Below are 26130 nucleotides of genomic sequence, written 5' to 3'. Positions count from 1 at the left end.
TAAATAATTTTATTGGCCCAAAACTACTTTCAGCCATGGTTAGACAAAAGCCGCCCATCCGCTTGCTGATATTGCAAAATAGCCTGATGCCCTATCGTATTCCTTTATATGAAGCGCTTGCAGAACAGTATGATCTTACCGTAGCATATGTAAAAGGAGACTGCCCGGCCGGGAAAGTCAGTTTCCGCCAACTTCTCCTACCTACCTATCAGTGGTCAGGAGTGGCATGGCAAAAAAACTTAGCACAGCTATGCAAAAAATTCCATGTGGTCATCAGCATGTTCGATCTGCACTGGATAGGTTATATGGCCCTAGCATTTGGCCCGCGCCCATATAAGTTGATACTTTGGGGCATTGGCGTCTCTTCCCAATATGGCTTCAATGAACTACATCTTTTTGACCCGATCCGACGACTTATCGCAGCGCGTGTGGATGGGTTATTATTGTATTCTGAGCAAGCTAGAGTGCATTATATCTCACATGGCTTTCCAGCTCAGAAATTATTTGTGGCTCCAAATACCGTAGCCACACGGCTCCCTGCAACCTATTGGGAAAGCCACCGGAAATCTGAAAGGTATAAACTGCTATTTATAGGCAGCCTTCAGTTCAGAAAGCAAATTGAGTCCCTTATCGATAGCTTCCAGGAACTGGCCGACCAGTTTAACCAGGTAGAGCTACATATCATTGGAGAAGGTCCGGCACTGGAAGCATTACAGCGCTTGGCTAATCAATCGGGCTTCACCCAACGGATTTACTTCCATGGAGCAATACATTCAGACTCAGAATTGGCTGCTCACTTCCACGCCTCTATAGCCTGCATCTCTCCTGGGCAGGCGGGACTTTCCGTTCTGAAGAGTTTTTCGTTTGGGGTGCCTTTCATCACCCGATCGTCGGCAATCACAGGTGGCGAACGTTTCAATATAACGAATGGAAATAATGGTATTCTATATTTTAACGACCTGAGTCAGGTGCTGCGCAGACTTATCCTCAACCCTACAGAAATAAGGCGACTATCGGCCACCGCCTTCCATTATTATTGGACCCACCGTACCCTTAAATCGATGACTGATGGATTCCACCGAGCTATTGCTCATACACTTGCCCAGCCATGAAAATTCTGCACTGCGTGTACGGTCTTGTTCCAGGGAACTATAAGGGAGGTATTCCCAAGATCGTTTTTGAGTTGGCTCAGGCTCAGGCAGCCCAGGGTCACCGCATTACCATCTACACTACCAATTATAATGGGAACAATCCATGGAAGCTTTATGAGAACCCTCAGGTTGTCGATTTTGGTTTGGTAAGGATTTATTATTTTAAGGGCTACCGACGAAATGTGCTTTTCTCTCCTTCCATGCAGAAATCCCTTATGCTATATGCCGCTGAGTTCGATATACTCCATACCCATAATATTTTTCACCCTCTCAACCAATATATGAGAAGGGCCGCCGATAAATATGAACTTCCTTTGTTTTACCATACACACGGATGCTTCGATCCTTCACTATGGCGTAGAAAAAACTGGAAGAGCCTAAAAAAATGGTTCTATTTGAATCTTTTCGAGTTACCCGGGCTGGCCCGGTCGCAGGGGATATGGGTCCATACCCGGCAGGAATACGATCAGCTGCACCGCTGGGGGCCAGACCTGCCTCTACGAATAATCCCAAATGGTATCAACTACATCAAAACCAAGGCTCCAACTTCCTCCCATCCGAAAAACCATGTTATCACCACCCTAAGTCGCATTCATCCTAAAAAAAGAATTCATCTGTTATTGGAAGCCATGCCCTTTGTAGTAGATCATTTTCCCGACATCCAACTGCAAATCCTTGGCGACGAAAACCAGTTTCCCCATTATACAAAAAAACTAAAGGCGGCAATTTCCCAGTATCAACTGGAAAAAAACGTCACCTTCCTGGGCCATCAGTCCGAGGCCGATAAATACCAGAAGCTGGCGGCTTCTACCTTGTTTTGCCAGTTTTCGTATAGCGAAGGAATGTCCATTTCGGTGCTCGAAGCCATGAGTCTGGGCGTTACCTGTCTGGTAAGTAAGGGTTGCCATATGTCGGCGGCTGTCCAGGCCCAGGCCCTGGCCGAATGTCCGGTAGACCAACCCCTGGAAGTGGGTCATCAGATCGTACACCTTCTGCAAGATCACCAAAGCAGAATGTCCATAGGGCAGCGGGCTCGGCTGCATATAAATATGGAGCATGACTGGAGTAAGGTAGCGAAGGAAATTTTAGAAACGTATGCCTTTCATCTTCATGTATAACCAGCAATGCACGCGAACCCTATATCTTTTCTTATTTTTCTAAAAAAATATGATCCCAACTGGTTACTGTTCCTGCTGAACATAACCTTGGTCCTATTAGGGTATTGGGCTGCCAATATAAATGATAGCTATTTTACCAGCATTCGAAATTTCCGTGCCATCCTACTTAGCGCATCGATACTCTATTTATTGATTCAAAGGCGCCACCTTCCCCTTAGAAATGGCTACATCATTGGAGTTTTGGCACTTCTCCACATTCCTTCCATAATACTTGGTCCGGAACCGTTTCAGAAGAGCCTGAATGTTCTTAGTCTTACAATTTTCCTATACTATGTCTGGCTGTTACAGCGACATATGTCCCAGCGGCATAGCCCCCTGCAAAATCTATATATCGTGATAAGCATCTTTAGAATATGCTATGCACTTCCTATTGCTCTTTATTATGTCCAAAGACCCACGCTACTGGAAACAAATATTTATGGACATACGGGATTAGGACTGGTGTCCAATAATTTCGGCTGGGCAGCCTCATTTTATCTCCTATTGACCATTGATCGAATCCGAAATTTCCCTCAAACGCTTCTTTCCAGATATCTGGATCTAACTAGCTTGATACCGGCACTCTATTTGGTTACCATAAGTGGAAGCAGGAGTGCTTTGCTCGCTATACTTCTCGCCCTTACCCTGCATATGATTCGATTTACCAGACGTAATCTGATTATGGGATTGCTGGTATTATCTTCCGGGCTGATCCTATATAAACTGTTATCCATTGACGCAACACCTGCACTTCAACGTAAGGGTTTACCTTTAGAGCGCTCCTACATAAATAATGAATCTCGGTTACATCTTTGGAAAAACGCCTATAATACCATGCGTAAGTACCCTAAAACGATAATTACTGGGGTCGGATTAAACAATTCCAAGAAAGACCTATTGAAATACGAGACAACGATTCCAAGTGGGCACCTACACAATACTTATTTAAATTACTTTTGGGATGGAGGAATTTTATGTTTTGCCTGGATAGCAGCATTTTTTCTCGTAGTACCTACGACCAACTACTTGCGTAGTGATGTAAGGTACCTCATATTCCCTCTACATCCATTTGTCGTAGCCTTGTTCGACCAGCAACTGGGCCCTGGCCAGTTTATGGCTTTTCCTTTAGCGTATATCGCCTTTCATTACTCCTTAAAAATCAACAACTTAAGACTAGATAAATTTCGTAAGGTATAGAAAAAAACGAAGGCATAGAAAATTTTCCATGCCCTGTTTCACACTATACACACACTATATTTTTAATATCTATCTATCTCTTCTCGATAATTTCTATATTTCTTCCACAAAATAAATGAATTCTCTCCTTAAAAAAAACTTTTTAGCGCCAAAATATAAATATGATTTTATTTTGTTTTGGTTACTTGAAAGAGGTTCTACTACAAAAAAGAGAAATATTTTCTAAAAAATCAAATTTTACTAATTTTTTTTATCAAAGTCTTTAATTAAATATGCAGCTCTACAACCACAATTTACAATCAAAATATTTACAGTAGTCCAGCCTTATTTTAAAAGTCTTCGGTTTACATAACGTAAAGTAGAGGCTAATAGTTGCAAGCGCATACAAAAAATTTGGGTAAAAAGGAGAAATCTAGCGTTAATTTTCGATAAACTTTCAAATATGGCGCTTAGTAGGAGTCGTTTTTCTGTGCTTACCTCTGCAATCTGCCCCTCGTCCCATAAAACGTCAGTCTAAAAAATATTCCTTATTTTTACAGAAAAAAAATTTATATATCCCGAGCTCGGAGGTATAATAACTGGATTAATATGCTTACTAAGTGTGAGTCCCATTTGAATAGGTCTTGGTTAGAAAATGGACAATTGACGGTTGATAGACATGCACTGTTATATTTTCTACAAAATACCCTGCTTAGCCTCCGATCTACTTTTCCAAAAACAGAAGGACATCTAAGATCCGGTTTCTATCTTATGGATTGAATAAATCCATTTCACCTTTTTGAGCGGAACCAGGTACAGCCTACCATGATGATGTTTGGTTCTCATTAAATTTGGTACAGCGACTGCTAACGAAAAAACGGTAACAATGGAGTTGGCAATTTTTAAACCAGTCTATAACCTTAAACTTTCTTACTTTGGCAGGCACTTTGTGGGAGATGGGTATGTTCCCTATGAAACTCCTCCTCCACGCAGTTATTTTGTCATTTAAGAAGTTCTTTCCGAAAGCAACCTATGCTCCTTGATGAACAATTAAGAACAAAGGCCTGGGAATAGCAAAGGGAAGTTTAAGTTTAGCAAGAGAATACATTCATAGAAGTAGAAACGAGTAATTATGCGGATCAATCCGGAAACGGTCGATAGAATAAAGCAATCTGCGGATATCGTGGAAGTGGTCGGCGATTTTGTTTCCTTAAAAAAAAAGGGAGCAAATTATTCCGCCTGCTGCCCCTTTCATAATGAAAAAACCCCATCCTTCAATGTCAATCCTGTAAGGCAGATCTACAAATGCTTCGGGTGTGGTGCCGCTGGTGATTCCATAAAGTTTATAATGGATATCGATGGAGTTGGATATGGAGAGGCTCTGCGATATCTGGCTGACAAATATCAGATAGAGATTGAAGAAGAGGAAGTAACAGATGAAGAGGCGGCCCGTCAAAATGCAAGAGACAGCCTGTATATCATTTTGAATTATGCTAAAAATTACTATCAGCAACAGCTTACGGAAAATGAAGAAGGCCAGGCCATAGGTTTAAGCTATTTCCGGGAACGGGGATTTACCAAAGATATACTCAATAAATTTGAATTAGGATACAGCCTTGAACAGTGGGACGGCCTCACCAAATCGGCCTTAGCCAAGGGTTACTCGGCAGAGGTTATAGAAAAAGCCGGGCTACTCATTCATAAGGAAGGAAGCCGAAGCAGCGGTTATGACCGGTTTCGGGGGCGGGTTATTTTCCCTATACATTCCGTGGCGGGCAAGGTTATTGCCTTCGGAGCGCGTATCTTAAAGGCAGATAAGTCTCAGCCCAAATACCTTAATTCCCCGGAAACCGAAGTCTACCATAAGGGGGAGGTACTGTATGGGATATTCCAGGCCAAAAATGCCATACGGCAGCAGGAGTCCTGCTACCTCGTAGAAGGCTACACCGACGTACTTTCTCTACATCAGGCGGGAATAGAGAATGTCGTGGCCTCGTCGGGAACGGCGCTAACGGTAGAACAGATAAAGCTTATTGCTCGTTTCACCAGTAATATCACTATCCTCTACGACGGAGATATTGCGGGTGTTAAAGCTGCACTCCGCGGATTAGACCTGGTATTGGAAGAGGGGCTGAACGTAAACGTCGTCCTCTTTCCGGACGGAGACGACCCCGACAGTTATGTACGTAAAGTCGGAGCCGAGACCTTTAAAACGTATATCCGCAGCGCCTCCCAGGATTTCATAGCCTTCAAAACCAAAACCCTGTTACAGGATGCCGGAAACGACCCCTTTAAAAGGGCGGAAGTAATTAGTGAAATGGTGCAGAGCATCGTTAAGATTCCCGACGCCATAAAGCGCCAGGTATTCTTTCAGCGCACGGCCGACATGATGGGTGTCGACGAGCAGATGCTTATTTCGGAGGGCAATAAATATATTCGTAAACAGCAAAAACAAAAACCAGCCGAGCGGGGCCGTAATCCGGGATTCCAGCAAGACCTTCAGGATGCTGGTGTAGGCAGTCCGTCACATCCTTTTGAAGATGGCCCTCCGCCCAATCTCTTCGACCCAGGATTTGAAGAATCTGCTCCCGCAAGCCAGACACGATCACCCTTATATTTCCAGGAAGAAGCTTTTATACGTTTGCTGGTACTACATGGCTGCCGAGAACTGGAACCCGACATCACCGTTTGCAGTTATGTGCTCGGAGAGATTGACGGAATTGAGTTTGAAGAACCCATATTTGCTCAGCTCCTGCTCTTGTTCCGCGAAAATCATTCCAGAAATATAGTCCTGGAAACGGATTACTTTGTTCATCACCGGGACGCAGATATCCGTAATCTGGCCATTGAATGGGTGACAGAAAAATATGAACTAAGTAGTTTATGGAAAGACAAATTTGAAATTTTCGTCCCATTTGAAACAGACGTTTTAGACAAGACCGCTTTCATCAATATATTAAGATTAAAAAAGGCCTTTGTTGAAAACAAAATGAATATCTGTCTGCAGCAGCTAAAGCAAGGCTCCTACGAAGCCGATGAAATAGCCCTGATGAAAGAATTTATTTTTTATAAAGGCATTAGCATGGCTGCCGCCAAAGAATTAGGACGGGTAGTGGGATAACTCCTTTTACCTTCCATAAAGTAATAGCATTACCATTTATAAATAATAGATCATGAAAAAAAAGTTATCCTTATTCCTCCTGGCCCTAACGATTGGCCTTACCAGTGCGCAAGCACAAATACAGACTCCACAAAGCAGCCCTGCCGCTACCGTATCTCAGGCCATTGGTCTGGGTACCGTTACCGTGAACTATTCCCGACCTTCACTCAAAGGCCGTAAAATGTTTGGCCACCAGCTCCCTTATGGACAGATCTGGAGAACAGGAGCCAATCAGATTACCAACCTTACCCTTTCTACTGAGATGACGATAGAGGGTAACAAAGTCCCTGCTGGTACGTATGGACTTTTTACCATACCAGACAAAACTGAATGGACCATCATACTAAATAAAGGGGCAGATCAATGGGGCGCTTACACTTATAAGGAGCAGGACGACGTGCTTCGTTTTAAGGTAAAGGCTCAGCCGCAGAAGGCGAAGGTAGAACACTTCACCATTCAATTTGCTGACTACACCCCCACCAGTGCTACCCTAAGTCTGAGCTGGGAAAATACGGGCGCTCAGTTTTCCATAAGCCAAGACCCTAAAGAGCAGATTATGGCACAGATCGCCCAGGAAATGGCCAAAACGGATATTAAAAGTGGCACATATCTTACGGCCTCTAATTACTATTACGATAATAACGAAAATAAGGAGGATATCTACAAATGGGCTAAAGCTGCAGTAGAGCTTGACTCTAAATTCTGGACTAACTTTTACGTCGCCAGAGCCGCTGCCTTGAATGGAAAATGCGAGGAGGCTATTAAATATGCCAAGGCCGGACTTAAAATGGCTCAGGAAGCCGGAGATCAAGCCTATGTGATTAATAATCAGTCTATTATTGACCAGTGCTCGAAAAAATAATACGCTGCAGAAGTATTAAAATCGTTCGCTAAAAAGAAAGTTCAAGTAGTTGGGTAGCAGTTCATTCTCAATCCCCAGCTGTCTTGAACTTTCTTACTTTACACACCTCACTTCCCTTCCCCTCCTTCCTGTAATTCCATAAAAAAAGGTTGATTCTCAAAAGGAATCAACCAACGGTTATTATTAAACGATCACGCTTCCAGGTGATACGTTAGTCCGTATATAACGGAAGGCTTAGCTGTTAACAGTACCCTTCACGCGTTCCGACACATTCTCTGCAGCATGAGTCGCCTTCGTTTTCACATTTTCATATTTATCGGCCAATCCGGCTTTCAGTTTTTCTGACAACTGAGCCAGTTCGTCAACGCTTTTTTCAAATTTGCCCTTTGTCTTTTCTCCCAGGTCATTGGCCTTATTCTTAATAAGCTTACGAGTTTGTTTGCCGTCCTTTGGTGCTAGTAACATTCCAATAGCTACTCCAGCCAATAATGCACCGACTGCTCCGATTAAAAATTTCTCGTTCTTATTCATATGAATTTCTTATTTTGTGTGATGATTAACTTGTAATACCTAAAATTAGTCAAAATATCGTGCCAAGTCAACTAAATCTCCTTCTAATTTATTATAAATTTCCGTTGCTTGTTTTAATCATCCTCGGAGCCTTGGGTACAGTTTCCCCCGCGTCGGGCCAATGGCAGATCCTGGATATTGGGACCAGTACCCATATGCGGGCTGTGCATACCGTAACTCCGACGCTATGCTGGATTGGCTCTGCAGAGGGCAAGATCTTGAAAACCACGGACGGGGGTAAAACCTGGGCCACTTACCAGTTACCTCAGGCAGACTCCCTGGATTTCAGAGACATCCACGCTTTCAATAAGAAGGAAGCTATAGCCATGAGTGCGGGGCTATCCCAGGAGGGCAAAGCCAGGATCTACCGTACTGAAGATGGGGGCCTCACCTGGCAAATGGTCTACCAAACCCGGCAACCAGGAATTTTTCTGGACGGGATCGCTTTTTGGAATAAAAAGGACGGAATATGTCAAGGCGACCCCGTCGATGGGCGCTTTTTCATACTTCGGACTCATGACGGAGGGCGCAGCTGGCAGGAAAACCCGATCGAGCAGAGGCCTGTAGCCCTGCCTCAGGAGGCGTGCTATGCGGCCAGTGGCACCTCCATGGTGGTACAGGGCCATGGATCGGTATGGATCGGCACCGGGGGAAGCAGCCAGGCCCGTGTGCTTCACTCAGCAGATTATGGCGCCACCTGGGATGCCAGCACCACCCCCTTACCTGCGGGCCCGACCAGCGGCATCTTTGGATTACGTTTCCTTGATTCTAAACATGGCATCGCCGTCGGTGGCGATTATAAGCAAACCCAGCTCAATGAGCCTAATGTTCTTACTACTGCCGATGGGGGCAAAACCTGGACCCTTCAAGAAGGAACTGACCCGGCGGGATTAAAGGAATGTGTGGACCAATCCAGGTTGACTTCCAAGGTGTGGAATGGACATACGCCTATCCGCCAGAATCAACGTGCACTGGTAGCCGTCGGGCCTTCGGGGACCAGTTTATCCGTCAACGGAGGACAAAGCTGGAAGGCTATTGACCATCATGCATTTCATGCCACGAGTTTTGCCGGATCGGTGGGCTATGCCGTAGGTCCTAATGGGCGTGTAGGTATAATCAAGAATGTAACCACCTATAAACGTAAGACCAGTCATTAAATCGGCCAATCTCCCTGTTTGCCGAAGATACTTCTAGATAAAAGAAATAATTTAACATTATATTAATGCAATAAACTTGTTTCCGATAAAAAAATTTTTCCAATTCCCTGGAAATTGAATTAAATATTGCATGATTCTCCATACCTTTAGCGTGCTAACTGTTAGCATAATAAGTGTTGTATATTTACCCTAGAAAACATGCGGAAAACTCTATTCATTTTTTTATCGCTTTTTTTGAGCGGAGGATACCTCTTTGCTCAGAAGAACGTTGAAGGTGTCATCACCTCTAGTGAGGATGGCAGCCCATTACCAGGGGTTAGCATCCTGGAAAAAGGCACTGGAAACGGTACCACCACCGACCTAAACGGAAAGTATATCCTAAAGGTAGGCGACAAGGACGCTACGCTGGTAGCCAGCTTCATCGGTTTTTTAACCAAGGAAGTATTAGTTGGCAATCGCAGTAAGATTAATTTTGCCCTCGAGCAGGACATCAAGATGATGAACGAAGTCCTCGTAGTAGGATACGGCTCAGTAAACAAGACCACCCATGTAGGTGCTTCATCACAAATCAACGCATTAGACATTGAAAGAAGGCCCAATTCCAACGCGATCAATAGCCTTATTGGTGCCGCACCAGGAATCCAGGCCACCATGCCCAACGGAGCTCCGGGTTCAACCCCTGCGATCCGAATCCGAGGATTCGGTTCCATTTCCAACTCCAATACTGCTTTATATGTAGTGGATGGTGTTCCTTACAGTGGCAATATCTCTAACCTCAACCCAGACGATATTGAGTCGATTTCGGTATTAAAGGATGCTGCAACCACGGCTATCTATGGTTCCAGAGGTGCCAATGGGGTAATTATGATCACCACGAAGGGGGGCAAGTCAGGAAAGGGAAGCTTTAGCATCAGTGCTTCTGGTGGTGTGATCTCCCGGGGTCTACCCGAATATGAGCGTGTAAACGCCCAACAATACTACCCTTTGATGTGGGAAACATATCGCAATACCTTGAGTTATGGAACAGCCAAGATTCCTCTTGACGTAGCCAGTAGCATTGCCTCAGGACTTACTTCGACCTATGCCGGTAAAAACTACAGTGGAATCTCCGATCTTCTGGTATACAATCCGTTTAACGTGCCCAACAATCAGATCGTAGATGTAAATGGCAATCTGAATCCAAACGCACAACTGCTTTACCCCGACGACCTAGACTGGGCCAAGGCTATTCAAAAAGGAGGGCAGAGCCGCCAAAACTACCTGATGTCTTTCGATGGTGGTTCTGAAAAGACTACCTTCTTTGGATCCTTAGGCTATACCAACGAGCAGGGTTATCTGCTAAAATCAGATTTTCGCCGCTTCACGGGCCGGGTAAATGTAAAAACCCAGGCTACCAAATGGCTTTCAACGGGTCTGAACCTAAGCGGTGTGTATAGTCTGTCTAACCAAGATAATACCAGCGGAAGCAGTTCATTTGTAAACCCATTCCTGACTTCCCGCGGAATCGGCCCGATCTATCCGGTCTATGCTCATGACCCTACTACAGGCGCATACATTCTGGACGAAAATGGTGACAGAAAGTATGACATCGGCGAAAAACGCCCCTACAACATTGCACGTCACCCAATTATGGAGAATGAGCTTAGCTCACGCTATAACGTCCAAACCAGTTTGGGTGCCAGAACATTCGCCACGGTGAACATCCTGCCCTCATTAAAGGCCACTACCAACTTGAGCTTCGATATCCAGGATCGTAATCTACGCCGTTTCGACAATCCGATCATCGGTGACGGATCGCCAGCCGGACGTGCATATCATTATCTGTATCGTACCACCAGCTACACCTGGAACCAGTTATTAGAGTTTGACAAATCCTTTGGAAAACACCATCTGAATGTATTGGGTGGACACGAAAACTATGCCTATAAGTACAATGAACTTGCGGGTGGTCGCTCAGGCCAAATTGTTGATGGCGTGACCGAACTCCCCAACTTTGCCACTGTCTTGACACTAAGTTCCGTAGAGGATAACCATACCATCGAAAGTTATTTCTCCCGCGCCAGCTACGATTTCGATAAAAAATACATCATCAGCGCATCTTTGAGACGCGATGGAAACTCTAGGTTTTTCAAAGACGTTCGCTGGGCCAACTTCTGGTCGGTAGGTGGAGCCTATAATATTGAAAGAGAGAAGTTCTTCAATGTCAACTGGGTAGATCTTTTGAAAGTCCGCACATCTTATGGTGTAGTAGGAAGCGACGGACTCACAGACTCTGATGGCTATAGCCTGTATTATCCTTATCAGGCACTCTATACCTTGGGACGTAATAACGACGCTGAGCCTGGGTTTACGCAATTCTCCATTGCCAATAATGAGCTTACCTGGGAAACAGCCAAGAACTTTGATCTGGGTCTAGACTTTAGCCTGTTACAAGGTAGGATTTCCGGTGCATTGGAATATTACAACCGTAAGACGGATGGCTTGATTTTCAGTGTTCCTTTGGCACTTAATAATGGGGGCACCACCAGCGGTGGATTTAAGGTAGCCACCAATATTGGTAACCTCTATAACAAAGGTTTCGAATTACAATTAACTGGGGATATCATTCGCTCTGGCAACTTCACTTACAGCGCAACGCTGAACGCCACTACGATCAAGAATAGAATCACCAAAATGCCTCCAACGCAGCAGCTCATCGTAGATGGCACCAAGGCTTATAGCGAAGGTCATTCCATTTATGATTTCTACCTTCGCAATTTTTATGGTGTAGACGCAGAAACGGGTACCGCATTATACCGTACCAATATTGAAACCGGAAATACTAGAATCATAGGAGCAGATACGTTGACCACCGTAATCTCGGAAGCTAACTATCGCTACACTGGACACTCTGCTCTGCCGAAAGTATATGGCTCAATGAACCATAACCTCAACTATGGCAACTTTACTTTATCGTTCCTATTCACCTACCGTATGGGAGGTAAAGTATATGACAGCGGCTATGCCGGACTTATGCACGGAGGCAACTATGGCTCAGCTATGCATGTAGATGCACTTAACAGATGGCAAAAACCTGGTGACATAACCGACGTCCCCCGCTTTGACGCAGGAAATGTAACCAACCAAACAGGTGGCAGCGATCGTTACCTGACCAATGCATCATACCTACAGTTCAATAACATCAGCCTGAACTACAGAGTACCAACAGATCTTCTGTCGCGGATTGGAGCGAAAGAGGCCAATATCTACGTTACTGGCGAAAACCTGGGATTATTCTCAGCTCGCAAAGGAATGGACGTCGCTGGATCGTTCAACGGTACGGTATCAAACTCCTATACTTTCAATAAGATACTCTCTGTAGGTGCTAAGTTGAAATTTTAATTCACCCGACATTCGTAAGAAATAATGAAAAAGTTATTAATAAAAACCCTATTCGCCACCTCCTTGCTAGCCGGTTTTACAGGCTGTGAAGAGCCGTATCTGGAAACTACCCCTACCGATCAGGTATCGGCAGCGGACGCCTTCAAAACCACCAAAAATGCCTGGGCCGCTTTGAATGGTATTCACCGTATTATGTTCTCGCAGATATATTCTGTACAGGCTCAAGGTGGACAATCTGGCAACATGCTTTATATGGATGCTATGGGAGAAGATCTGGTCTTCCCAAATACCACCAGTAGCTGGCTGAGGTCGGAGTATCAATGGATTTCGCACCGTAGTCCTTCCAGTAGTGTCGTGTACTATAATTATGCTTTTTACTATATGATCATCGGCAACGCCAATATGATCATTGCTAATATTGATCAATCGGAAGGTCCACAAACCGACAAAAATGCCATTAAGGCGGAGGCGTTGACTTACAGAGCCTGGGCTTATTTCCAGATGATCCAGTTATATGGAGAGCGCTACGAAGCAGGAAAGCCTAATGCCGGACTTGGCGTTCCCCTTGTGTTAGCGCCCACTACAGAGCCTAGTGCCCGAAACAGCGTTGCTGAGGTTTATGCTCAGATCAATCAGGATCTGGACAACGCCATGGGATTATTTGAAGGGTATACCCGTCTGAGTAAATCTCATTTTGACCTGAAAGTTGCAAAGGGTATAAAAGCCCGTGTAGCACTTACCCAGCAAGATTATGCTTCCGCTGCCAAATATGCCGTTGAAGCGAGAGCTGGCTTTACCTTGATGAGCAACGAGGACTATCTGGGAGGCTTTAATAATTTCGACAATAAGGAATGGATGTGGGGGTCAAGGATCGTTTCGGACCAAACAAACTACTTTTATTCCTTCTTCGCCTACATGTCCAACAACTTTAGTGCGTCAGTAATTCGATCGACTCCGAAAGTAATTTTCTCCGTTCTTTACGACCAGATCGCTGCCGATGATATCCGGAAAAAATTATGGGATCCTACCGGTACCAACGTGGCCGAGTTCCCCTTACCGGCGAGCACTTTTCAGCGATTCAAATATCACCAACGCAAGTTCAGGGTAGCCGATCAGTCCCTAAGCATTGGGGATGTGCCTTATATGCGGGCCGCTGAAATGTACCTGATCGAAGCGGAAGCCTTAGCCCGCCAGGGTAAAGATGCTGAAGCTGCGACAGCGCTGCTACCTTTGGCCGTCAACCGCAATCCAAAGTATGAGAAATCTACCAAAACCGGAGAGGCACTAATCCAGGAAATCATGATCCAACGCCGCGTTGAATTATGGGGTGAAGGGTTCCGCTTCTATGATCTGAAGCGTACCAATAGTCCATTGAACCGGAATGGTGGAAATCATAGCGCCACATTTACCAATGGCGTTTTGGATGTTCCGGCAGGAGATAAGCTCTGGCAGTTCCTGATCCACCAGGACGAGATCAATAACTCCCAAGGTATTGTGGTTCAAAACCCTCAATAAGCCTATACAATTTCAAAAAGAAATGGCCGGGAAAATTTCCCGGCCGTTTCTTTTTGAAAACTTAATACTACATGAGCTGGGTTTTTACCTGCGCTCTGTTTTTTTTCTTATGGGTAACCCCATACAAATCAGTGCGACGGTCCTTAAGAACCTGAACGGAGCCATGCTCGTGAAGCTCTTTGAGTTGCAGAAGGTCTACATCTACAATCAGCATCATCTCTGTATTAGGAGTAGCTTCCGACTTAATACCGTTGGTAGGAAACTGGAAATCCGAAGGGGTAAATACGGCCGATTGAGCATAGTGAATATCCATATTTTCCACCCCTGGCAAATTGCCAACGCAGCCCGAAATGGCAACATAGCACTCATTTTCGATAGCTCTAGCCATGGCACAGTTCCTCACCCGCATATAAGCGTTTTGGGTATCAGTCAGGAAGGGAACAAACAGTATGTCCATCCCTTGATTGCCTAATAGACGACTTAGCTCTGGAAATTCTACATCATAACAGATATTAATTCCAATCCTTCCACAGTCGGTATCAAAAACGGCAACCTCATTACCCCCAACCATGCCATAATGCCGCACTTCATTGGGTGTAATATGAATTTTACGATACTCTTCACTGGTTCCATCGCGGCGGTACAGGTAAGCAGCATTATAAAGCAGCTCATCTTCCACTAAAGGCATGCTCCCTCCCACAATGTTTACATTATAAGAAATGGCAAACTCCTGCATCTTCTTGCGAACCTCTTCAGTAAAATCGGCCAGCTTCCGCACCGCTTGAGGCTCAGGCATATCGTTGAACTGGGCCAGCAGAGGCATATTGAAGAATTCAGGGAACAGTATAAAATCTGACTTATACGAGCTAACGGTGTCCACAAAAAACTCCACCTGATCATAAAAGGCTTCTACGTCCTTAAACAGACGCATCTGCCATTGAACTACCCCAATACGTATAATAGAATCCGAAGGATTGGTCCGCTTTTTGCCCGGCTGAAAATAGATATTATTCCATTCCAAAAGGGTAGCATATTCTTTGGATTGCGTATCACCGGGAAGATAGCTGTTAAGTACCTTTCTTACGTGAAAGTCGTTGGCCAACTGAAAGGTCAGCGTAGGATCGTACAGCTCCCGACTTTTTACCTTTTCTATATACTCTTTAGGAGTGAATTCGTTGGCATAGGTATTATAATTAGGAATACGCCCTCCGGCTACAATACTGCGAAGATTCAGGCGTTCACACAATTCTTTGCGGGCATCATAAAGCCTCCTTCCTAAACGAAGATTTCTGTACTCGGGGTCTACAAACACTTCTATACCATACAACACATCTCCTTTGGGATCGTGGGTGCTAAAGGTATAGTCACCAGTAACTTCGGCATAAGTATGCTCGTCCCCATATTTATCATATTTGATAATGATCGACAAGGCTACAGCTACCACTTTCTCGTCTACCTCCACACATAACTGTCCCTCCGGGAATTTTTTTAGGAGGATATCAATTTTCTCCTTACGCCAATACTCTCCTCCAATACCTTCATAGGCCTCAATCATGGCTGCCTTCAGGTCGGCATAATCGGCCTCTGTTAATTCTCTATTGATAATTTTCATCTGGTATTCCCTTCGTCGTTGGTATATAATTTGTCAACCTTAAATTAATGCTTTCTCATTTGTTCAGGTGCCGGCAATATACGAAATTAACGGCCGTATAGATGCGATCAGATACGGTCCAATAATTCCTTCACTTTCCGGACCTTACGACCAGCCAAATGATCGGCAATCGCCATGGCATGATCCCGTCCATTTTCAATAAAGACTTTTTCGGTATGTACGCCTGCCAATACCGTTCCGCAGAGATATAACCCGGACACATTGGTTTCAAAAGTTTCAGGATCATAGGCAGGCACCTTGGAGATAGGGTCCAGGGATACTCCACAACGCGCTAACAGGTGTTCGTCGGGCAGATACCCTACCAGCAGGAACACAAAATCGGCAGGAATCCATTCGGATTCTCCCGTTACCGTATTGGCAATCTGGAGGCGACCCTCTTCGATAGCCTGCACAGTGCTATTAAAACGGGTAGCAATTTTACCTTCCTTGATCCTGTTCTTAATATCGGGCACCAGCCAATATTTTACCTTCGTACGAAAGTCCTCGCCCTTGTGAACGATCGTTACCCGTGCATCGTGACGATAGAGCTCCAATGCCGCCTCCACCGCCGAATTGGACCCCCCAACTAGGACCACATCACTAAACGAATATTGAAAAGGCTCGTCGTAGTAATGGGAAACTCTGGGCAGATTTTCACCGGGAACGTTCAGCTTCCTCGGTACATCGAAATAACCAGTGGCCAGCACCACTTTTTTGGAATGATAGGTATCCCCATTCTCAGCAAAAGTAACGAAGGTGTCATCCACCTGCTTTTCCACCTTGTCAACGGTAACAAAAAGTTTAAAATTCAAATCAAAATATCCTGCTACTTTGCGGTAATATTGCAGAGCTTCATTCCTGTTGGCTTTCACTTCGGAGATGGAAAATGGCAGCCCCCCTATTTCTATATTTTCTGCAGTTGAAAAAAACCGCATTCTTCTTGGATAACGGCGAATAGACTCGGTGAGATTTCCCTTTTCCAGAATCAAATAATCCATTCCTATTTTGGATGCCTCAATAGCCATGGCCAGCCCCGTGGGTCCTCCGCCTATTATAATTAAATCGTATGTATGCATTCTACTCTATTTGTTCGACCCCATATGGTCGGATATGAAAACTTTTTTATAATTGTCAGAACAGGAAAAATGGGCACTCCTTGCTGGTTAGCGTAGTATAATAAAAGATTTTAATGAACTTTACCCCCTACTTTCCAGGTTGGATGGTGTAAGAAACCATAATATAAATGCCATTTACCTTATTGGATACGGATACTAATTTTAAGAATCAGCTGAACGACTGGGGCAGACAAGGGATCCCCTTTATTTTCATAGTCGATTATGCCAAGACGAAACCCCAGGCCTGGAAGATCAGCGATATTGATCCAGGGCAAATTGCCTATAACTTTAACGGATTCACCAATCAAATAACCAATAAAGAAAGACATATATCAGGGGATTTTAGTTTCACAAAAGAGCCGATTTCCTTTGAAAAATATAGAAAGAGATTCCAGATTGTACTAAACCATCTCAAGGCTGGTAATTCATTCTTAGTCAACCTGTCGGTGCCAACTCCCATCCATACCAATTTAGGCTTGGATGAGATATTCCAGCGGGCTTCAGCCCCGTACCGTCTACGTTTCAGGGACGAATGGGTCTGCTTTTCTCCTGAAATATTTATTACCATATCCGGGAAGGACATCGCCTCTTTTCCGATGAAAGGCACCATTGACGCCTCCCTGACCGATGCCGCCCGAACCATCCTGAACGACCCAAAAGAAGCTGCCGAGCATGCCACTATTGTAGATCTGATCCGGAATGACCTTAGCATGGTCTGTGAGCAGGTATGGGTTGAGCGTTACCGTTATCTGGAGCGCATTCATACCCATCAGAAAACACTGCTCCAGGTAAGTTCAAAAATTAGGGGAACCTTATCTGCGTCTTACCTAGACCGATTAGGTGATTTGCTCTGGGAGTTACTCCCGGCAGGTTCCATTACAGGGGCTCCGAAGCCCCGTACCCTAGACATAATCGCAGAGGCTGAGGCGTATGATAGAGGCTACTATACCGGGATAATGGGATATTTTGATGGTCAGCGTATGGAAAGTGCGGTAATGATCCGGTTTATTGAGAAACAAGACTCGGGAATGATATTCAAGAGTGGAGGAGGTATCACGGCCCGCAGCACCGCAGAGAACGAGTATCAGGAAATTATTGATAAAGTATATTTACCCTTTCAAAACCATGAATCAAATCCCAGCTGACGCTTGCCTGGAGACCATATGTGTGCAGCACGGGCAAATACAGAATATGGACTATCACCAGCTCAGACTAGACCGAACCCGGAAGGACCTTTGGGGCTATACCGACCCGCTCCCACTGTCCGACCTAGCCATTCCCACTCATATGCATCAAGGACGATACAAATTACGCCTGGTTTATGATCGAATAATAAGAGATGTGCAATGGACTCTGCATACCCCCCGAAACATTGAAACCGTACAACTGGTATCCGCTCCCTCAATCAGCTACCCCTATAAATATCAAAACCGGCAGGATCTGCAGGTTTTATTCGAAAAAAGAAATGGTTCTGACGAAATAATCATTGTAAGACAGGGACTCATTACCGACACGTTTTATGGCAATCTAGCCTTTTATGATGGAGTGCATTGGGTCACCCCCAGCGATTTCCTGCTTCCCGGCACCCAGCGTGCCTTTCTGCTGGAGACTGGCGTACTCACCGAAAAGCGTATCCATGAAAACCAGATGAGTAGCTATAGTCATTTCAAAATTATTAATGCCCTTCATGACTGGAATATTGCCCCCACCCTACCCATTGAAGCGATCAGAGGATTATAATTTATCTGGAACCACTCAATCACAGCTACGCTATATCGGAAGGAAGAGGGTAGTTCCTGCCAAAATCAGATATAAAGAGAACATTGAGTAAATTGCACCTCCATTAAAGCGAAAGACAAAATTGCACTCACAAACGACTCCTTCACTCTTTGAGGACGAAACGACCTACTTTGCCGATTTGATCCTGCCCGTACCTATACCTTCCCTGTTTACCTATAGGGTCCCTCGCGATATGGCCTCTACCATTCAAGTTGGTGCCCGCGTAATTGTTCAATTCGGGAGTAAAAGGGTCATAACGGGTGTAGTCCGTCATTTACATACCAAGCCCCCAGTTCAATATCAGGCCAAGTATATTCTGGAACTGCTGGACGAGCAAGCCATAGTAACACTTCCACAACTCCAGCTCTTTCAATGGATATCCGAATACTATCTTTGTACCATAGGAGAAGTCCTCAATGTAGCCCTTCCAGCGGGGCTCAAAATTACCAGCCAGAGTAAGATTCAGTTTAATCCTGAGTTTGAGGACGAGCATCTGCTCTCTGACATGGAAAGATTGATTGTAGATGCCATCAAAAAACAGGATTCTTTGTCTTACGATGAGGTGGAACGCATGGTACAAAAGTCCAATATTACCAGCCTCATTAAATCGCTGGTTGGCAAACGGGCAGTCATCCTTTTTGAGGAAGTAAAAGAAAAGTATAAACCCAAAGTACTTCGTAAGGTTCGCCTTACAGCAGCCTACCTTACTAACGATGCCCTGGTAACCCTTACCAATTCGCTGGAAAAATCGGCCAAACAACAGGAGATACTGCTCCGCTATTTAAGTCATGTCCCCGTATACAACAACCCAGAACTCAACCAGAAAGGTCTGGATAAGGCGTTGTTTTCTCAAGATCAGTCGCTTTCCGACTCGGCCTTGTCAACACTCATCAAGAAGGGCATTTTTGAGGCATTTGAAGTCTTCATCTCCCGCTTCGACGACATTCCTGTTGGAAATCCTCAGCCCATCTCCCTGAGCGAAGCACAGCAGGTAGCCTTCCAAGATATTCAGGAGCTATTTCAACAAAAAGAAGTGGTGCTGCTCCATGGTATCACTGGCAGTGGCAAGACGGAAGTGTATATCGAACTCATCAAGCAAGCCCTTTCGGGAGGAACTCAAGTGCTTTTCTTGCTACCAGAGATAGCCCTGACGACTCAGATCGTGGTACGTCTGCGAAAGGTTTTTGGCGACAGGATGGGCATCTATCACTCCAAATTTTCGGATAACGAAAGAGTAGAGGTCTGGAAAGGCATTCTGGATGGGAAGTTTCAGTTTGTGGTGGGGGTACGCTCCGCAGTCTTCCTGCCCTTCGATAACCTGGGACTTATTATCGTTGACGAAGAACATGAAACCTCTTACAAACAATATGATCCAGCTCCACGCTACCATGCCCGGGATGTAGCAGTGATGATGGCCTATATGCATAAGGGAAAAACATTGCTAGGTTCCGCTACTCCCTCCTTAGAAAGTTATTCACATGCCTTAAGCGGGCGTTACGGTCATGTAGAGATATTGAGTCGCTATGGCAACGCCGCCCTCCCAGCATTTGAGCTCATCAATACCAAGGTAGAAAAACGCTCAAAAAAGATGAAAAATGAATTTTCATCGGTTTTGCTCGAGCGCATTCAAAAAAACCTTCAAAATAAGGAACAGACCATCCTTTTCCAAAACCGAAGGGGCTACTCCCCCTATCTGCAATGCGAGGAATGTGGCTGGATTGTCGAATGCAATAACTGCGACGTAAGCCTGACCTACCATATGAAGGTGGGGGAAGTCCGCTGCCATTACTGTGGTTACAAAGAGAATGTCCCCAGAATATGCACTGCGTGTTCGTCTCCAAAGGTAAGGACCATGGGGTACGGAACAGAAAAGATTGAGGACGAACTGTTGCTACTTTTCCCGCAAGCCAGAGTTCAACGAATGGACCTTGACACCACCCGGGCAAAAAATGCTTATCAACAGATTATCCAGGAATTTGAACTAGGCCATATTGATATTTTGGTAGGCACTCAGATGGTCAGCAAGGGTCTGGACTTTGATAACGTGAGCATGGTAGGTGTCTTCGATGTAGACCGCATGATTAACTTCCCGGACTTCCGTGCATCGGAAAGAGCCTTCCAGATGATTACCCAGGTAAGTGGACGGGCAGGACGGCGTGTCGATAAGCCAGGAACCGTTTTGATACAAACAGCCAATCCAAAACAACCCCTTCTTGAAAAAATCATCACACACGATTATAAGGGTATGTATGATGCTGAAATTATCGAAAGAGAGAGGTTCCAATACCCTCCCTTTACCCGAATCATCAAATTGACTATCAAGCATTTAGACATAGAAACCAGTAAGCGCGCAGCCCATATACTGGCAGATAAACTCACTGCGCAGATGGGTAAAAGCAGGGTGCTGGGTCCCGAGCCACCCCTGGTAGATCGGGTAAGAAATCAGTATTTGTTTGACATTCTCATAAAACTTGAAAGAGAAAAGATTAATTTTAAGGCGGCAAAGTCATTTATACAAGAAAAAGTACTCGATGTCTTAACTGATAAGACGCTCAAAAACATTCATATCGTTATCGATGTGGATTCAATATAAAACAATAATTTACTGCACAGTAACCTATGTCATCCAAAAAAACCAGAATTGTAGCCACCGTCGGCCCCACATCCGAAACCAAGGAAATGCTATTATCTTTAGCGAAAGCTGGTGTCAACGTTTTCAGACTGAACTTTTCTCACGGCTCTCACGCCGACCACTTAGCAAGACTTACCACCATTCGCGAAATCAACGAAGAATATGGAATGAATCTTGCTATTCTTCAGGACCTTCAAGGTCCCAAAATTAGAATCGGAATGGTAGAAAGCAGCGATGGTGTCCTCATTGAAGCTGGTAACAAACTAATACTTTCTAATACTGAAGTGCTAGGTAATGCACAAAAAGTAAGCACCCCTTACGATGGAATGTACAACGATGTAAAAATAGGAGACCGTATCCTGATGGACGACGGAAAACTAGAAGTACTCGTTACCGGCTTAGAAGGCTCCGATGTGGTGACTCAGGTTGTATATGGTGGAATGCTTAAGTCTAAAAAAGGCGTAAACCTTCCTAATACAAAAGTTTCCATGCCTTCGGTTACTGCCAAAGATTATGAAGACCTGGAATTTGGTCTGGAACATAACGCTGAATGGATAGCCCTCTCTTTCGTAAGAACAGCAGCGGAAATCACCAAGGTTAAAGATTATATTAAGAGCAAAGGCAAGTTATCGAAAGTGGTAGCGAAAATAGAAAAGCCTGAGGCCATTGAAAATATCGACGAGATTATCGCAGCCACGGATGCAATCATGGTTGCCCGTGGTGACTTGGGCGTTGAGCTTCCTGCCGAGCAGGTGCCAATGATCCAGAAAATGATCGTTGAAAAATGTAACAAAGCAGGTAAACCTGTGATCGTGGCAACGCAGATGCTGGAAAGCATGATCGACAGTCCTCGCGCCACCCGTGCAGAGCTAAACGATGTGGCCAACTCCGTACTCGATGGAGCCGATGCCGTGATGCTTAGTGCCGAAACCGCTTCTGGGAAATACCCCCTATTGGCTGTAGAAAGCATGACCCGCACCATCGAGACCATTGAAAGTAGCACCAATGCGGTTTACTTCAAATATCACGCGCATGTCAATGAAAGTGAGGGAGTCAATAAATTGAACGATAACGTCGTAATGAGCGCCTGTCGCCTTGCTCGGGATACTCAGGCTGCGGCTATCATCGGTATCACAAGTTCTGGATATACTTCTTTCCGACTTTCCCATCACCGTCCCAAGGCCAAATTGCTACTTTTCACATCCAACAAGATGTTGATGAATCAACTGGCCTTATACTGGGGTACCAAGGTATTTTTCTACGACAAAGATCAGGATGTGTCTACCGACCAATTGGTAGAAGATATCAAAAGCTTCCTGATCGAGAAAAAGGAGTTGGAAAAAGGCGATGTGTTTATTAACTGCCTAAGTATGCCCATCTCCAAGAAACGCAAAACCAATACGGTTAAAATTAGCGTGGTGGAATAAGTTATTGCATTTCGCTTTATAATTTTTAAAAAAACGATGGAACTGATTTTCCATCGTTTTTTTTATTTATAAAATATAACTAAAAAAATAGTTGTAGAACTAAAATAATAGTTATACATTTGATCCATCCTTCTTTTGTAATGTAAATTAAACATAAAATACCATGGACATAAAAACGCTAACAAGAGCTGAAGAAGATGTGATGCGCATATTATGGAGGCTGGAGAAAGGATTTGTCAAAGACATACTGGCCGAGATGCCCGATCCCAAGCCCGCCTATAATACTGTTTCCACTATCATTCGAATTTTAGAAAAGAAAGAAGTGGTGGGCTATCAGGCCTATGGCAAGACCCATGAATATTACCCGCTTATCCGGGAGGAAGATTACAAACGCTTCGAGGTACAGAATCTGATGCAAAATTATTTTGACAATTCTTTACCCAATTTGCTATCCTATTTTGCCAAGGAAAAAGGGCTCAAACAAGGAGAACTAGACGACCTACTCAAGATAATTGACGAACCGGATTCGAACCCTTAAACAACTGGACCATGGAAATTCTATTGTATCTGGGCAAAGCCATGCTTTACAGCATATTGCTTTGGTGCCTTTATCATGTGGCACTTCGACGCCACACCTTTTTCCAACTAAACCGAAGCTACCTTCTGGGGTCGCTACTGGCGAGTATGCTACTCCCGTTACTAGTCTACCCTTCTCTGGCACCGGCACCGACATTCATAGAGCCAACTAGCCTCCCCACATTTATTTTCACAAGGGAGATGGAAACGCAGAAATCCGCTGCCATCACTTGGGAGCTGGCATTCGGTACGATCTACCTGTTGGGCATCTTGGTTACGAGTATTAGACTGGGGCGACAATTTAGAAGTATAAAGACCCTGATTGCTACTGGGGAAAAGTTCTCAATCGACGGGGGAACCCTGGTACTACTCCCCCACTCTTCTGTCGGATCTTTTTCATTTTTCAAAACCATCGTCATCAACCAGAATGACTATGTCCATCATTTTGAGCCCATTCTTCGTCATGAGATGCTGCATGTTGAGCAGCGTCATAGCCTGGATATTCTGATGGTAGAACTGATGCGGATCCTGTTTTGGTACAATCCAGTGCTAAGTCTGTTTAAGCGTGATTTGCAGGACGTTCACGAATATCTTGCCGACCATGATGCAGAAAACCGCCAAACCTATGCGCACTTTCTGGTCGCCTATGCACTTGGCACGCCCCAACCTGCTTTAACCAATTCTTTCTTTCAATCTTCTCAAATCAAAACACGAATCACTATGCTTTACAAAAAACGAAGTTCAAAATGGGTCCTGAGCAGCTACTTGGTAGCTATAGTAGCCGTAGGGACCTTTGCACTGACCGTAGCCGGCTGCGAGTCCAGCACCAAACAAGGCGATACAATGCCAGAGACGGCCTTACAGGTCGAAGATTATGAATCTGCGCAAAAGCGAATTGAGAAGGAACTAGAAGGCAAAAAAATCTTTACTGTTGTGGAACAACAGCCTGAATTTGTCGGCGGAGTAGAGGCTATGTACGAATTTCTGGGCACACATCTGAAATATCCCGAAGAGGCAGTGAAGGAGAAGATTGAAGGCAGAGTTTTCCTGTCCTTTGTTGTCACAGAATCGGGAGAAATAGGTCAGATTACAATTCTGAAGGGCCTTGGCCACGGCTGTGATGAAGAGGCCGTGCGCGTGCTAAAATCCTTTCCAAAATGGAAGCCAGGCTATCAGGATGGAAAAGCCATCAACGTAAAATATAACCTTCCTATCCATTTCCAACTGGGAGAAGACTCGAAAAAAACCTCCCTTCGTAAGACTACCAAGAAAGATTCCGATATCGGTTCCCCTCTGGTACTGATTGATGGTAAGAGGCAAAAGGCAAGAGGAAACGAGGCTATTAAATCCATTGACCCGAATGACATCGAAAAAGTCAATGTCCTCAAAGGCGAAGCCGCCACTGCGGCCTATGGAAAAGAAGGTGCAGAAGGGGTCATCGAAATCACCCTAAAAAAAAGCTGATCATTCTTTTTGGGATTAGCACGCCTTAACGGCATGCCGAACCACTGATGGGGCCGGCATGCCATTTTTTAAAATAGAAGCCAATAATGTCACCCATTCTGGGATCTAAACATTGCTATTGGACATTTCTATAATGCATAACACCGCTATAATCATAACACCACTTCGTGGTTTAATTGGCCCGGACTAAACTGACAAAGTAATCGTATCAGATTGGTCCGTGAGGTATCAAGATGACATGATTATTGAAAAAACCAGAACCACAAGCCACGGAATCCCGAAGGGATGACATGATTATAGAATCAAACCAACAACCCAAGCCACCTAATCCCGAAGGGATGATATGATTATAGAATCAAACCAACATCCCAAGCCGCCAAATCCCGAAGGGATGATATGATTATTGAAAAAACCAGAACCACAAGCCGCCAAATCCCGAAGGGATGACATGATTATAGAATCAAACCAACAACCCAAGCAACCAAATTCCGAAGGGATGATATGAATATCGAACAAAACCAAAACCGCAAGCCGATGATTATTGAAAAAACCAGAACCACAAGCCACCGAATCCCGAAGGGATGACATGATTATAGAAGAAACCGACAACCAAATCCCGAAGGGATGATATGATTATAGAAGAAACCAACACTCCCAAGCCGCCAAATCCCGAAGGGATGATATGATTATTGAAAAAACCAGAACCACAAGCCACCGAATCCCGAAGGGATGACATGATTATAGAAAGAAGTAGCCAGAGCAAAAAAGTTCAAATAGGCCCCTACATATATCACATCAAAATAGTATTTTTTTAGACAAAATTTGTACATTAGGAATTACAAATTAAACTAACAGGAGGCTCTGCACAAATCGTAGTACCTCCTGTATCTATCCACCACTAACAACTTCATACCATGGAAAAAATGAGTCCCAATACCAATAGTCTAAACTGGTTCGAAATTCCTGTTTACAATACAAAGCGGGCTAAGCTGTTTTACGAGGCTATATTCGACATCCAAATGGGCACAGATAATATGATGGGGATGGAAATGACCTTTTTCCCTGCCGACATGTCCATGCAAAATGGCAAAGTGTCGGGTGCTTTGGTCAAAAGCGATATGCATATGCCAAGTGCTGACGGATCAATAATTTACTTAAATGCCAATCCAAGTATTCAAATAGTCATCGACAGAATCGAAAAAGCAGGAGGCAAAGTTCTCATGCCCAAGACACAGATCAGTGAAGATGTAGGCTTTATGGCCTTCTTTGCCGATACGGAAGGGAACAAAGTGGGGCTACACGCCGGAGGATGATCCAGAATAAATCTTCTAAATTTGTATGTGGCTGAACTTTCGGC

At 44.6% G+C, this 26130-nt stretch carries 18 protein-coding genes; 15 read left to right on the top strand and 3 right to left on the bottom strand.

The annotated features are described in order from the left end of the window. The first annotated feature begins 35 nt into the window (after nt 1-35). The 5 genes from X939_RS0116610 (at nt 36) to X939_RS0116590 (ending at nt 7506) form a co-directional block, all read left to right on the top strand. The gene (locus X939_RS0116610) at nt 36-1112 is read left to right on the top strand and encodes a glycosyltransferase family 4 protein (RefSeq protein WP_025764423.1); all 1077 of its coding nucleotides are present in this window, start codon (nt 36-38) and stop codon (nt 1110-1112) included. After that, nucleotides 1109-2269 (top strand): glycosyltransferase, encoded by a 1161-nt coding sequence (locus X939_RS0116605; protein WP_025764422.1) that lies wholly within the window; start codon nt 1109-1111, stop codon nt 2267-2269. The genes X939_RS0116610 and X939_RS0116605 overlap by 4 nt, the downstream gene beginning before the upstream one ends. A 6-nt stretch (nt 2270-2275) precedes the next feature. Next, a complete protein-coding gene (locus tag X939_RS0116600) occupies nt 2276-3505 on the top strand; it encodes an O-antigen ligase family protein (protein WP_025764421.1) in 1230 nt (409 codons plus the stop codon). 1111 nt (nt 3506-4616) lie between these two features. Next, nucleotides 4617-6605, top strand: a complete 1989-nt coding sequence (gene dnaG, locus X939_RS0116595) for a DNA primase (protein WP_025764420.1) — start codon at nt 4617-4619, stop codon at nt 6603-6605. A gap of 52 nt (nt 6606-6657) precedes the next feature. Then, on the top strand, nt 6658-7506 hold the full coding sequence (locus X939_RS0116590) for a DUF2911 domain-containing protein (protein WP_025764419.1): 849 nt from the start codon (nt 6658-6660) through the stop codon (nt 7504-7506). Nucleotides 7507-7740: 234 nt separating this feature from the next. Here X939_RS0116590 and X939_RS0116585 read toward each other — a convergent pair whose 3' ends face one another. Then, nucleotides 7741-8037: a YtxH domain-containing protein gene (locus tag X939_RS0116585; RefSeq protein WP_025764418.1), complete on the bottom strand. Its 297-nt coding sequence runs from the start codon at nt 8035-8037 to the stop codon at nt 7741-7743. 104 nt (nt 8038-8141) lie between these two features. On the opposite strand from X939_RS0116585, the gene X939_RS0116580 reads away from it, so the two are divergent. The 3 genes from X939_RS0116580 (at nt 8142) to X939_RS0116570 (ending at nt 14129) form a co-directional block, all read left to right on the top strand. Next, the gene (locus X939_RS0116580; protein WP_025764417.1) at nt 8142-9233 is read left to right on the top strand and encodes a WD40/YVTN/BNR-like repeat-containing protein; all 1092 of its coding nucleotides are present in this window, start codon (nt 8142-8144) and stop codon (nt 9231-9233) included. 198 nt (nt 9234-9431) lie between these two features. Continuing rightward, complete coding sequence (locus X939_RS0116575) at nt 9432-12614, top strand: SusC/RagA family TonB-linked outer membrane protein (RefSeq protein ID WP_025764416.1); 3183 nt, start codon at nt 9432-9434, stop codon at nt 12612-12614. Between the two features lie 24 nt (nt 12615-12638). Next, nucleotides 12639-14129, top strand: a complete 1491-nt coding sequence (locus X939_RS0116570) for a RagB/SusD family nutrient uptake outer membrane protein (RefSeq protein WP_025764415.1) — start codon at nt 12639-12641, stop codon at nt 14127-14129. A gap of 67 nt (nt 14130-14196) precedes the next feature. Here X939_RS0116570 and X939_RS0116565 read toward each other — a convergent pair whose 3' ends face one another. Together X939_RS0116565 and X939_RS0116560 are read right to left on the bottom strand one after the other, a co-directional pair. Then, a complete protein-coding gene (locus X939_RS0116565) occupies nt 14197-15741 on the bottom strand; it encodes a bifunctional GNAT family N-acetyltransferase/carbon-nitrogen hydrolase family protein (protein ID WP_025764414.1) in 1545 nt (514 codons plus the stop codon). A 107-nt stretch (nt 15742-15848) separates the two neighbouring features. Then, the gene (locus X939_RS0116560) at nt 15849-16856 is read right to left on the bottom strand and encodes a YpdA family putative bacillithiol disulfide reductase (protein WP_025764413.1); all 1008 of its coding nucleotides are present in this window, start codon (nt 16854-16856) and stop codon (nt 15849-15851) included. 167 nt (nt 16857-17023) lie between these two features. Between X939_RS0116560 and X939_RS0116555 the strand changes: the two genes are divergently transcribed. The 7 genes from X939_RS0116555 to X939_RS0116520 all read left to right on the top strand — a co-directional run bounded on the left by X939_RS0116555 (nt 17024) and on the right by X939_RS0116520 (nt 26086). Continuing rightward, nucleotides 17024-18040, top strand: a complete 1017-nt coding sequence (locus X939_RS0116555; protein ID WP_044199780.1) for an aminodeoxychorismate synthase component I — start codon at nt 17024-17026, stop codon at nt 18038-18040. Beyond that, nucleotides 18021-18635, top strand: a complete 615-nt coding sequence (locus X939_RS0116550) for an aminotransferase class IV (protein WP_044199777.1) — start codon at nt 18021-18023, stop codon at nt 18633-18635. Before X939_RS0116555 ends, X939_RS0116550 begins: the two co-directional genes overlap by 20 nt. A 121-nt stretch (nt 18636-18756) precedes the next feature. Further along, nucleotides 18757-21267 (top strand): replication restart helicase PriA, encoded by a 2511-nt coding sequence (gene priA, locus X939_RS0116545; RefSeq protein WP_025764410.1) that lies wholly within the window; start codon nt 18757-18759, stop codon nt 21265-21267. Between the two features lie 26 nt (nt 21268-21293). Next, on the top strand, nt 21294-22733 hold the full coding sequence (gene pyk, locus X939_RS0116540; protein ID WP_025764409.1) for a pyruvate kinase: 1440 nt from the start codon (nt 21294-21296) through the stop codon (nt 22731-22733). 163 nt (nt 22734-22896) lie between these two features. Continuing rightward, nucleotides 22897-23271: a BlaI/MecI/CopY family transcriptional regulator gene (locus tag X939_RS0116535; RefSeq protein WP_025764408.1), complete on the top strand. Its 375-nt coding sequence runs from the start codon at nt 22897-22899 to the stop codon at nt 23269-23271. Nucleotides 23272-23282: 11 nt separating this feature from the next. Then, nucleotides 23283-24773, top strand: coding sequence for a M56 family metallopeptidase (locus tag X939_RS0116530; RefSeq protein ID WP_025764407.1), 1491 nt, complete (start codon nt 23283-23285; stop codon nt 24771-24773). A gap of 914 nt (nt 24774-25687) precedes the next feature. Further along, nucleotides 25688-26086 carry a VOC family protein gene (locus X939_RS0116520; protein ID WP_198034436.1) on the top strand — a complete coding sequence of 133 codons (399 nt, stop codon included), beginning with the start codon at nt 25688-25690 and terminating at the stop codon, nt 26084-26086. Nucleotides 26087-26130 lie beyond the last annotated feature (44 nt).

Source organism: Dyadobacter tibetensis Y620-1 (assembly GCF_000566685.1).
Lineage (GTDB): Bacteria > Bacteroidota > Bacteroidia > Cytophagales > Spirosomataceae > Dyadobacter > Dyadobacter tibetensis.
Note: the sequence above shows the minus strand (reverse complement) of the source record. Positions and strands in the feature narration are given on the sequence as shown.